The organism is Pseudomonas sp. CBZ-4, assembly GCF_000346755.1.
Taxonomy (GTDB): Bacteria; Pseudomonadota; Gammaproteobacteria; order Pseudomonadales; family Pseudomonadaceae; genus Aquipseudomonas.
The window spans coordinates 55,894-66,952 of sequence record NZ_ANNV01000098.1; the positions used below are offsets into that span (position 1 = coordinate 55,894).

Annotated in this window: 12 protein-coding genes; 3 read left to right on the top strand and 9 right to left on the bottom strand. The window is 60.3% G+C overall.

Features of this window, described 5'->3' with window-relative positions; translation table 11 throughout:
- Nucleotides 1-23: 23 nt before the first annotated feature.
- From B348_RS0111845 to dapA, 3 genes are read right to left on the bottom strand one after another with little or no spacing between them, the layout of a single operon-like run.
- Nucleotides 24-782 carry an MBL fold metallo-hydrolase gene (locus tag B348_RS0111845; RefSeq protein ID WP_017736330.1) on the bottom strand — a complete coding sequence of 253 codons (759 nt, stop codon included), beginning with the start codon at nucleotides 780-782 and terminating at the stop codon, nucleotides 24-26.
- Nucleotides 783-786: 4 nt separating this feature from the next.
- Nucleotides 787-1,902, bottom strand: a complete 1,116-nt coding sequence (bamC, locus tag B348_RS0111850) for an outer membrane protein assembly factor BamC (RefSeq protein WP_017736331.1) — start codon at nucleotides 1,900-1,902, stop codon at nucleotides 787-789.
- Nucleotides 1,903-1,919: 17 nt separating this feature from the next.
- Complete coding sequence (gene dapA, locus B348_RS0111855) at nucleotides 1,920-2,798, bottom strand: 4-hydroxy-tetrahydrodipicolinate synthase (RefSeq protein ID WP_017736332.1); 879 nt, start codon at nucleotides 2,796-2,798, stop codon at nucleotides 1,920-1,922.
- A gap of 273 nt (nucleotides 2,799-3,071) precedes the next feature.
- Between dapA and B348_RS0111860 the strand changes: the two genes are divergently transcribed.
- Entirely contained in the window at nucleotides 3,072-3,632 is a 561-nt protein-coding gene (locus B348_RS0111860; RefSeq protein ID WP_003189463.1) for a glycine cleavage system protein R, read from the top strand.
- 10 nt (nucleotides 3,633-3,642) lie between these two features.
- A complete protein-coding gene (locus B348_RS0111865) occupies nucleotides 3,643-4,116 on the top strand; it encodes a peroxiredoxin (protein ID WP_017736333.1) in 474 nt (157 codons plus the stop codon).
- 40 nt (nucleotides 4,117-4,156) lie between these two features.
- Here the strand turns inward: B348_RS0111865 and B348_RS0111870 are convergent, their stop codons facing one another.
- Nucleotides 4,157-5,227 (bottom strand): AI-2E family transporter, encoded by a 1,071-nt coding sequence (locus B348_RS0111870; RefSeq protein WP_017736334.1) that lies wholly within the window; start codon nucleotides 5,225-5,227, stop codon nucleotides 4,157-4,159.
- Nucleotides 5,228-5,258: 31 nt separating this feature from the next.
- Nucleotides 5,259-5,498, bottom strand: a complete 240-nt coding sequence (locus tag B348_RS0111875) for a sulfurtransferase TusA family protein (protein ID WP_010212198.1) — start codon at nucleotides 5,496-5,498, stop codon at nucleotides 5,259-5,261.
- 95 nt (nucleotides 5,499-5,593) lie between these two features.
- Here B348_RS0111875 and B348_RS0111880 point away from each other — a divergent pair, with 95 nt between their 5' ends.
- Complete coding sequence (locus tag B348_RS0111880) at nucleotides 5,594-7,027, top strand: M48 family metalloprotease (protein WP_017736335.1); 1,434 nt, start codon at nucleotides 5,594-5,596, stop codon at nucleotides 7,025-7,027.
- A 126-nt stretch (nucleotides 7,028-7,153) separates the two neighbouring features.
- Here B348_RS0111880 and B348_RS0111885 read toward each other — a convergent pair whose 3' ends face one another.
- The 4 genes from B348_RS0111885 to rpoE form a co-directional block, all read right to left on the bottom strand.
- Nucleotides 7,154-8,590: a DegQ family serine endoprotease gene (locus tag B348_RS0111885; protein WP_026136746.1), complete on the bottom strand. Its 1,437-nt coding sequence runs from the start codon at nucleotides 8,588-8,590 to the stop codon at nucleotides 7,154-7,156.
- A 235-nt stretch (nucleotides 8,591-8,825) separates the two neighbouring features.
- Nucleotides 8,826-9,788: a MucB/RseB C-terminal domain-containing protein gene (locus tag B348_RS0111890; RefSeq protein ID WP_026136747.1), complete on the bottom strand. Its 963-nt coding sequence runs from the start codon at nucleotides 9,786-9,788 to the stop codon at nucleotides 8,826-8,828.
- Between the two features lie 15 nt (nucleotides 9,789-9,803).
- Complete coding sequence (locus B348_RS0111895) at nucleotides 9,804-10,391, bottom strand: sigma-E factor negative regulatory protein (protein WP_016975168.1); 588 nt, start codon at nucleotides 10,389-10,391, stop codon at nucleotides 9,804-9,806.
- Nucleotides 10,392-10,423: 32 nt separating this feature from the next.
- Nucleotides 10,424-11,005 carry an RNA polymerase sigma factor RpoE gene (gene rpoE / locus B348_RS0111900; RefSeq protein ID WP_003172477.1) on the bottom strand — a complete coding sequence of 194 codons (582 nt, stop codon included), beginning with the start codon at nucleotides 11,003-11,005 and terminating at the stop codon, nucleotides 10,424-10,426.
- Nucleotides 11,006-11,059: the final 54 nt, after the last annotated feature.

The window sequence follows — 11,059 nt, forward strand, 5'->3', positions numbered from 1 at the left end:
GGCTCCGCTTTGAGTGAGGTGGGCTAGGCGATGTGTCGCCAGTCGAGCCCTGAATCTTGATCGGCCAGTTGCAGCCAGTCCGGGTCGCACCCGAGGGTGTCGACAAAACATTGCCGGGCAAGCGTCGGCAGGTTGTTCTTGCTGCTCAAGTGGGCCAGGACCAGGTGTTGCAGGTCTTGCCAGCCCAACTCATACACCAGGTATGCCGCCTGGTGGTTGTTCAAATGTCCCAGTTCGCCGCCAACCCGTTGCTTGAGAAAGCGCGGGTAATGACCACGAGCCAGCAGGTCTCGGCAGTGGTTGGACTCGATCATCAACGCATCGAGGTCGCGGTAGCCGTCCAGTACCTTGGCGCAGTAGGAGCCCAGGTCGGTGAGCACGCCGAAACGTCGCTCTCCGCCGCTGAATACATACTGCGTCGGTTCATGGGCGTCATGGGCGACGGCAATCACATCGATGCCCAGGGCGCCGATTTGCAGTTGCTCGCCACCGGCCAGGAAACCTGTGGGTTCAATGGGTTTGCGCATCCCGCGCAAGGTGCCGCGACTGAGGTACACCGGAAGATTGTAGCGCCGAGACAGCAAACCCACGCCATGCACGTGGTCGGCATGTTCGTGGGTTACCAGGATCGCGCTCAGCTGCGCGGGGTGAACCCCCAGGCGCAACAGGCGCCGCTCGGTTTCCTTTAACGAGAAACCACAATCCACCAGCACATACGTGTCGTCATGTGCGACCAGCGTGCCGTTCCCTTGGCTACCGCTGCCGAGAACGGCAAAACGCATCGGATCAGCCCAGGTTGTCCTGAATCACACCCAACACTTTGCGCGCTGTTTCAGCTGGCGCAACGGTGTTGATGTTCTTCTCGACGGTGACTTGCACGCTTTCGCCAACCTTGCTCAAACGAACCTGGTAGCGCTCGGCGCGGGTCTCGACTTCTTCCTTGGTCGGCTTGCTGCCGAACAGCTTGCCGAAGAAACCTGGCTCGTCGTCTTTACGCTCGGCCTTTTCAGCCACGTTGATGTAATAGAGACCCAGGCTGCGGTTGATGTCTTCAACACGCCAAGGGCCCTGCTCCAGGGCGCGACCCACGCTGGCCCAGGCACGGTCGAGGTCTTCGCCGAGGTTCAGCACCACGTTGCCGCTGCCGTCTTCGGTGAGGCTGACACGGCTCGGGGTGTCGTAGTCACGCGCGGCGAGCAGGGAAACCGAACCGCCCTTCTCGGAGATACGGCTCATGCTGGCCAGCATCTCGTCGACCAATGCCGAGTCGACACCGGTGTTGACCGAACGGTTGGTGAAATCAACATTGGCGGTGCTGCCGGCAGGACGCTCGGCGCTGACCACATAGACTTCACTGGTATTACGCTGCACGCCTGGCTCGATGCGCACACGCACGCGGGCTTCGCTGTCGGCGGCTACACCACCGGCTTGCAGGCGCTTGGCCATGGTGGCGGACAGTTCGCTGCCCTGCTGCCATGCCGTGGTGAACTCGCCGGTCTGCGGGCGCTGCTGGTCGATGCGGAAACCGTTGTCCTGGAAGAACTGCACGGCCACCGGCCAGACTTCGGCAGGTGGGCGCTGCGCGACGATCCAGCGCGAATCACCGCTCTTTTGCAGGCTGTAGTCGCTGGCATCCGCCACGGCCGAGATCGGCTGTGGACGTGGCACGACGTACTCACCCTTGGTGGTGTCGTCGGCAACGTTGCGCGGGATCGGCAGCAACGGGTCAAGGCGCTTGGCGACGTTGACGTCCGGCGGCAGTTGCATCGGTTTGGTTGCTTGTGCTTCCAGGTAATCGCTGCCGCGGTCACGGAAGTAGCCTTCCGGGCCCCAGATCCAACCGCAGCCACTGGTGCTGGAGATAATCAAGGCAAGTGCGGAAAGTCCGGCCAATCGCTTCATGCGTAGTGCTTCCTCAATTAAACCAGGACGCCGGACTGGCGCAGGGCCTGTCGCAGCGGTTCGTGACAGGCTTCGCTGAGACGGGTGAGCGGCAGACGGATACCGTCCGGCATCAGGCCCATTTCAGTCAGCGCCCATTTCACGGGAATAGGGTTGGATTCGATAAACAGGGTCTTGTTGAGCGGCATCAGCTTCTCGTGGATCGCACGCGCGGTCACGGCGTCGCCGGCGATGGCGGCGGCGCACATTTCGCTCATGGCACGCGGGGCCACGTTGGCGGTCACGGAGATGTTGCCCTTGCCGCCCAGCAGGATCAGCTCGACCGCGGTGGCGTCGTCACCGGAATACAGCAGGAAATCGCTGCTCACGCCGGCCAGGATGTCCTTGGCGCGCTGCAGGTCGCCGGTGGCTTCCTTGATACCGATGATGTTCGGCACGGTGGACAGGCGGATCACGGTCGCAGCCTGCATGTCGCAAGCGGTGCGGCCTGGCACGTTGTAGAGGATCTGCGGGATATCAACGGCTTCGGCAATGGTGCGGAAGTGTTGGTACAGGCCTTCCTGGGTCGGCTTGTTGTAGTACGGGGTCACCAGCAGGCAGGCATCGGCGCCGGCCTTCTTGGCGTTTTTGGTCAGCTCGATCGCTTCACGCGTCGAGTTGGCGCCCGTACCGGCGATCACGGCAATACGGCCCGCAACGCGCTTGACCACGAATTCGATGACCTGGATGTGTTCTTCCACATCGAGGGTGGCCGATTCACCTGTGGTGCCGACGGCCACAATGGCGTTGGTGCCTTCTTGCAGGTGGAAGTCCACCAGTTTGCCCAGGCTGTCCCAGTCGAGATGACCTTGTGCATCCATGGGTGTGACCAGTGCCACCATACTGCCCGCAATCATGCAACCGCTCCTGCCGGAAAAAGAGAGCCGTAATGGTACTGGCGCCAAGATGCTTGCACAAGCGAAGTACCGCCTGAGGATGCGTTCTGGCGCAACTAAACGACGGGCAATGCCATCATTGGGCCAAAGCCTGCCCTCAAGAGGGTCAAAAACCAGCCGTTCACGCAATGAAAACGCCACCTCCTAGCCCTTGGCTGCGCTTTTCGCTACCCTTCAGCCTTTGATCGATACAGCCCACGCGGTATCGACCGCTCATCGCTTTAGGAAGGCTGCATGTCCACCCCCACAGTTCGCGAACAATTCCTTGTTATCAGTGCCCTCGGCGCCAACCCCATGGAGCTGACCAACGTCCTGTGCCGCGCCAGCCATGAGAACCGCTGCGCCGTCGTGACCTCCCGCCTGACCCGCCACGGCGAGTGCAGTGCACTGGTCTTGCAGATCTCCGGTTCCTGGGACGCCCTGGCGCGCCTGGAAACCGGCCTGCCTGGCCTGGCCAAGAAACACGATTTCACCGTCAACGTGGTGCGCAGCGCCGCCCTGGAAAACCGCCCGCAGGCCCTGCCCTATGTGGCCTATGTCAGCTCGGCCTACCGCTCGGACATCGTCAACGAGCTGTGCCAGTTCTTTATCGACCACAACGTCGAGCTGGAGAACCTGACCTGCGACACCTACCAGGCACCACAGACCGGCGGCACCATGCTCAACGCCACGTTCACCGTGACCTTGCCGGCCGGCGTGCAGATCAGCTGGTTGCGCGACCAGTTCCTGGACTTCGCCGATGCGTTGAACCTCGACGCACTGATCGAGCCGTGGCGCCCACAGAACCCAATGTAAGGAACGCTCCATGCCGGTTGTCATCGACACACCCGTAGCCGATTTCGAAGCCCAGGCCACCAGCGGCCAGACCTTCAACCTCGCCGCCCTCAAGGGCAAGCAAGTGGTGATCTACTTCTACCCGAAGGACAGCACGCCGGGTTGCACCACCGAAGGCCAGGGCTTCCGCGACCAGTACGCGGCATTCAAGGCGGCCAATACCGAAGTGTTTGGCGTGTCGCGGGACAGCGTGAAGTCCCACGAGAACTTCAAGGCCAAGCAGGAATTCCCGTTCGAGCTGATCAGCGACAAGGACGAAGCGGTTTGCCAGCTGTTTGATGTGATCAAGCTGAAGAAACTGTATGGCAAGGAATACCTGGGCGTGGACCGCAGCACGTTCCTGATCGACAAGGATGGCGTGCTGCGTCAGGAATGGCGCGGTGTGAAAGTGCCTGGGCATGTAGATGCCGTTTTGGCGGCGGCGCAGGCGTTGAACAAGGCATAAATAAATTGTGGCGAGGGAGCTTGCTCCCTCGCCACAATGGTTACAACATTGGCGCTACCACCGGCTCTTGCCGAGGCCACGCATCCAGCACCGCCTTGAACAGCGTCGCCAGGGGAATCGCAAAGAACACCCCCCAGAACCCCCACAACCCGCCAAACAACAACACCGCACAAATGATCGCCACCGGGTGCAGGTTGACCGCCTCCGAGAACAGCAGCGGCACGAGCACGTTGCCGTCCAGGGTCTGGATAATCCCGTAGACCGCCATCAGGTAGATGAACTGATCGCTCCAGCCCCACTGGAACAACGCGATCAACGTCACCGGCACCGTCACCACCACGGCGCCGACATAGGGCACCACCACCGACAAGCCCACCAGCAAGGCCAGCAGCGCGGCGTAGTTCAAGTCCAGGGCGATGAAGGCGATGTAGGTCACGCCGCCACAGATGATGATCTCGATGACCTTGCCACGGATGTAGTTGGCAATCTGCCGATTCATTTCCTCAGCCACGCGAGTGATCAATGCCCGTTCGCGCGGCAGGTAGCCACGCACCCAGCGCCCGATCATGGCGCGGTCCTTGAGGAAGAAAAACACCAGGATCGGCACCAGCACCAGGTAGATCATGATATTCACCAGCAACGGCAAGCTGGACAAGGAAAAGGTCAGCGCCCATTGCCCGAACTTTCCGATCTCGCCGCGCGCCACTTCAATGGCCTGCAACACCTGCTCGTCCGACACCAGGTGCGGGTAACGCTCCGGCAACAGCAGCAACAACGACTGCCACTTGGCGAGCATGCCGGGCAGTTCGTTGAACAGGGTGATCAACTGGTGCCACAGCAACGGCAGCACCACCACGATAAACAGCACCAGCAGCCCCATGAACAAGGCGAACACCAGCCCCACCGCCGCGCCGCCCGGCAAGCGCAAACGCTCCAGGGTGGTGACCAGGCCCTGCATCAGGTAAGCCAACACCATGCCCGCCAATACCGGCGCCAGCATGCCGCCCAAGGTGAGCACCGCCGTAAAGGCGAGGAACAGCAGGACCGCCAGCACCACCGCTTCTTCATCGGAGAAGTAGCGCTGAATCCAGTCTCGTAACACTTTGAACATCAATCAACCTCGGCGTGGTGGGGCTAGTTTTTCAGGCCTTGCGCAACCAGTAACGGTACACACCGGCGGCGTCTTCTTCGTGCAACAGGGTATGACCGGCCAACTTGGCAAACGTCCGGAAATCACGCTGGGAGCCCGCGTCCGTGGCGATGACCTTGAGCACGGCGCCGCTGGCCAAACGATTGAGTTCCAGCTTGGCCTTGAGCAAGGGCAACGGGCAATTGAGGCCGCTGGCATCGAGTTCGGCATCGAAGGCTACAGCGTCGGTCATGGTTTTACTCCGGGCATCCGTTTGGGCTGCTTAGAATATCTGGTCCGAAGCTCAGTGTCCGGCTACAGTAAGCTCTTTGTCGAAAGGCTCTGTGCATGACTTTTTTGCGCCCCACCCTGCTGACGCTGGCTTGCCTGCTGGCCTCCCCAGGCTTCGCTGACGACCTGCCGTCACTTGGCGACGCCAGTTCTGCCATTGTCTCGCCTCAACAGGAATATCAGCTGGGCCGTGCGTGGCTGGCCTACCTGCGCGGCCAGGTCTCACAGCTCAATGATCCGCAGCTCAAGGATTACGTCGAAACCAGCGTCTACAAATTGGTGGAGACCAGCCAGGTCAACGACCGGCGCCTGGAGTTCATCCTGATCAACAGCCCGCAGCTCAACGCCTTTGCCGCGCCCGGCGGCATCGTCGGGGTCAACGGCGGCCTGTTCCTCAACGCGCAGACCGAAGGCGAGTACGCCTCGGTACTGGCCCACGAATTGGCGCACTTGTCGCAACGTCACTTCGCACGTGGCGTTGAAGCCCAGCAGCGCATGCAGATCCCGATGATGGCCGCCCTGCTCGGCGGCATCATCGCCGCCGCCGCCGGTGCAGGCGACGCCGGCATTGCCGCGATTGCCGGCACCCAGGCCGCCGCCATCCAGGAGCAACGCCGCTTTTCGCGCCAGAACGAACAAGAGGCAGACCGCATCGGCATCCTCAACCTGGAAAAAGCCGGCTACGACCCCCGCTCCATGCCGTCCATGTTCGAACGATTGGGACGCCAATACCGCTTTGACGCCAAGCCGCCGGAATTCCTGCTGACGCACCCGGTGACCGAATCGCGGATCGCCGATACCCGCAACCGTGCCGAGCAAGCCAAGCCTGGCGGCAAGGAAGACAGCCTGCGCTATCAACTGATTCGTGCACGGGTGCAGTTGCAATACGAGGACACTTCAGGCCTGGCCGCCAAACGGTTCCAGGCGCAATTGGACGAGAACCCGAAAAACGATGTGGCGCGCTACGGCCTGGCCATTGCTCAGATCAAAGGCTCCCAGTTCAAACAAGCGCGGGAGAACCTCACGGCACTGCTTGCCAAGGCGCCGAACGACATTACTTACAACCTGGCGCTGATCCAGCTGGAAATCGACAACAACCATCTGCCCGATGCCCAGCAGCGTACCGATCGAATGCTGACCCAGTATCCCGGCAATTACCCGCTGAATCAGATCCGGGTAGACCTGCTGCTCAAGCAAAACCGCACCGCCGAGGCGGAAAAGGCCTTGGACGGCCTGCTTAAATCCCGCCCTGATGATCCCGACGTCTGGTATCAGGTTGCCGAAACGCGCGGCCTGTCCGGCAATATCATCGGTCTGCATCAGGCTCGCGCCGAGTACTTCGCACTGGTGGGCGACTTCCAGCAAGCCATTCAACAGCTGGACTTCGCCAAGCGCAGGGCGGGCAGCAACTTCCCGCTGTCGTCACGCATCGATGCGCGCCAGCGTGAGCTGATCGAACAGGAACGCCTGGTGAAAGGGATGATGAGCTAAACCCCCGCACGGTGAGTTTGATCGTTCCCATGCTCCACGTGGGAGCGATCTGAGCCAGCAAATTCCGCCCACAAAAAAGCCCCGCCTTCGCTGACCGAAGGCGGGGCTTTTTATTGAGCTAGCGGATTACTCGGCCAGCTTGAAGGTAATGAAGCTGGCACGTCCCTGACGCAACACACGCATCGACACCGAGCGATTCTTCGGCAGCGCCTTGGCGATGTCGGTGAACTGCTTGGTGCTGTCGATCGCCTGATTGTTCAGGTGGGTGATGACATCACCTGGCTGCAGGCCGATCAGGGAAGCAGGACCGTCCTGCACTTCCTTGATCACCACGCCACTCTTGAGGTCGAAGCTTTTCTTCTGCTCATCGGTCAGCTCGACCACGGCAATGCCCAAACGATTGCTGCTGCGCTCGACACCCGGCTTGGCGTTGCCCAGGGCATCCAGCGTGGCGCCTTCCTCAGGGATGGCACCCACCGTCAGCTCAACGGTCTGGCGCTTGCCTTCGCGGATCACTTCAAGCTTGGCCTTGCTGCCCGCCTTGAGCGCGCCGACCAGATGGGGCAGATCCGCCGACATGACGATCGGCTGGCCGTTCATGGTCAGGATCACGTCACCTACCTGCAAACCACCTTTGGCCGCAGGGCCATCGTCCTGGATCTGTGCAACCAGGGCACCTGCCGGTTTGTCGAGACCAAACGACTCAGCCAGGTCCTTGTTCACTTCCTGGATCACCACGCCCAACCAGCCACGGCTGACCTTGCCACCGCTTTTCAGCTGGTTGGAAACGTCCATGGCCACGTCGATCGGGATGGCGAACGACACGCCCATGAAACCACCGGAACGGGTGTAGATCTGCGAGTTGATACCCACCACTTCGCCGGCCAGGTTGAACAGCGGACCGCCGGAGTTGCCCGGGTTGATCGGCACGTCGGTCTGGATGAACGGCACGTAGTTCTCGTTCGGCAGGCTGCGGCCAATGGCGCTGACGATACCTTGGGTCACGGTGTGGTCAAAGCCAAACGGCGAACCGATGGCGACCACCCACTGCCCGGCTTTCAAGTCCTGGGATTTACCCAGCTTCAGCACGGGCAGGTCTTTGCCGTCGATCTTCAGCAAGGCCACGTCGGAGCGCGGGTCAGTGCCCACCAGCTTGGCTTTCAGCTCGCTGCGATCCGCCAGGCGTACGAGGATCTCGTCAGCGTCGGCAATCACGTGGTTGTTGGTGAGGATGTAGCCATCCGGCGAAATGATGAAACCCGACCCCAGGGACTGGGCCTCACGCTGGCCACCGCCACCGCGCGGGGAACGCTGTTGCGGCATGCCGCGCTCGAAGAACTCGCGCAACATCGGCGGCAGGCCTTCCAGGTCTGGCATCTGTTGGTTGGAGACTTTGCGATCCGGCAGTTTCTGCGTGGTACTGATGTTCACCACCGCAGGCGAGGCCTGTTCAACCAATTGGGTGAAGTCAGGCAGCTCGGCCGCTTGCGCAGGCAAGGCCTGGCCCAGCACCAATACCGTGGCGACGATGGATAGGTAAGACTTCAAACGTGGTATCGACATACAGCTCCCGTTACGACGAGCAGGGTTGAGCGACAGGGTTCAAGAAACGCCGGAAACTGCGACCGACATTTTTGTTCCGCGAACAAAACAAGGCCAGGGCCGACAAGCCCTGACCTATAAAAAACATGGGGGATTTTTGCAAGTGAAAATGCTGATCCATTCATTTCATGCTCTCGGCAACCGACCCGGCATGGGCTTCACAGTGAAAGCTCAAGATGAACATAGGATTAACAACTCACGGCTGGGCGGTGGTCTTTTTTTCACCGCGCACGGATAGCGCGATGCGTTCGGCGGTGCCGATGGGGATTTCGCCAACAACGGTCACCATCATCTCGCCATCCACCGTATTCAGGCGGCGCGATACGGCAACCGTAGGGCCCAGCTGGGTACGGGTCTCAGTCACGCTTGCGTCGTTGATCGGCTCAAGGAACACCGAGAAACGCGCCAGGCCGTCTTCATACATCAGGCTATCGACGGTGGCTTTTGTCTGGGTGTCTGTGCGGGCACTGCTGTTGGTCAGTTGAAAGCCTGGCGGCAACCATTCCATATGCCAGTGTTCGGTTGGCGCAACTTCTGACGCGTTACCGTTGGCTGCGGCAATGGGCGTGCATTCGCTGCTGGGTTGTAAATCCCGATCCTCAGGCACGGCCGACGTGTTCAAGCGCGTGAACTGGAAACGCTCCAGCAGCTGCCCTTGGTCATTGAGCAACAGGGACTTGAGCGGCAAGGCGGTTTCACGGTCCAGGTGCAGTTCAAAGCCGTAGCGGTATTGGTCACGCGGCGTGATTGAAACGATCACCGCATTACGACCGGCCACACGGGATTTACCGATGACGGCCAGCTCATAGAATTCATTGAGTTTTTGCGGATCAAGCGCACGTGATGGTGCATCACGCGAATTACCAAGGCCTGCGACAAGGGCGCCGCTGACACACTGGGTACGGCCATCCAACCGCACGACTTCCTGGGCCGAACCATCGAGCTGCAAGAGCCGCTCACGGACCTGACCGTCCTGGACGCGATGCCAGATGTCATGGGTAGAAAAACTGCCATTACGCTCGTAGACGAACGTACCTTGAAAGCTTTGCTGCTGCTCTGCACGCCCAAGTCGAGTCAGCCAGTCTTGGGCTTCATCGGCGTGGGCGGGGAGTGCAAACCAACCACTGAGCAAAAGCGTAAGGAGCGGTATGGCGCGCATAGAGCTCCTTACGGATTAGCGGTTTTCCAGGCTTGCTGCGCGAGCATAGGGCAGAGCGGTTTCAGTGCCTTTCAGAGCTGATTCCTGAGCGTGTTGGCGCAGGTAGCCTGGAAGACGCTGGTCCTGCCAGCCGGATTGCCCTTGCAGAACACCATTGGCCATCGGACCGGTGGTGTCAGAGCTTTCCTTGTAGCCGGCCAGTACCGCTGGGCCTTTGACCTGAGGTCCAGCCATCACCGGTTGCTGAGTCTGCTGGGCCAGTTCGGCGCCGGCGATTTCGTCCTGGTTGTACAGGCGAACACCTGCCAATACCGCGACGGTCACCGAGGCAGCAACTGCCAGGCGACCCAAGCTACGCCATGGACCACGAGCAGCTTTTGCCGGAACGGCTTCATCAGCCAGTGCGGCAGAAACGGCCGCAGCAATATCCAGACGAGGGATTAGTAGATCCTTGTGCATCACCGCCCGAGCGACTTGGTAACGAGACCAGGTGTCACGGGTTTCGGCATCATCAAATGCGTTGAGCACTCGACGAAGTTCCAGTTCATCCGCTTCGTTATCCATCACTGCGGACAGCGATTCCTGCAGGGCATCACGACTCATGGCGGTTCCTCTCTTGGCTGTCGCCGCTGTCTTTAGTTTTCCTGCAACAACGGTTGCAAGGCTTTATCGATGGCTTCCCGGGCCCGGAAGATCCGTGACCGTACAGTCCCCACCGGACACTGCATGACGCTCGCAATGTCTTCGTAACTCAGACCGTCGAATTCACGTAAAGTTAACGCCGTACGCAAATCTTCTGGCAGTTGCTGAATAGTGCGATGAACGGTGCCTTCGATCTCGTCGCGCAGCAATGCACGCTCCGGCGACTCGAGATCTTTGAGGCCGTGATCACCATCGTAGAATTCAGCATCTTCTGAACTAACATCGCTATCCGGTGGGCGGCGTCCGCGAGACACCAGATAGTTCTTCGCCGTGTTGATGGCGATGCGGTACAGCCACGTGTAAAACGCACTGTCACCGCGGAAATTGCCAAGTGCACGGTAGGCCTTGATAAAGGCTTCCTGTGCAACGTCCTGCGCTTCATGGGTGTCGTGCACAAACCGCACGATCAACCCGAGAATTTTGTGCTGGTATTTCAGCACTAGCAGATCAAATGCGCGCTTGTCGCCGCGTTGAACGCGCTCGACCAGCTGCTGATCCTCTTCCTGGGTTAGCATGAACACTCCTCGTTGTGCTTGAAGGAGGCTTGCATAACTAAACGATCAGGCTTG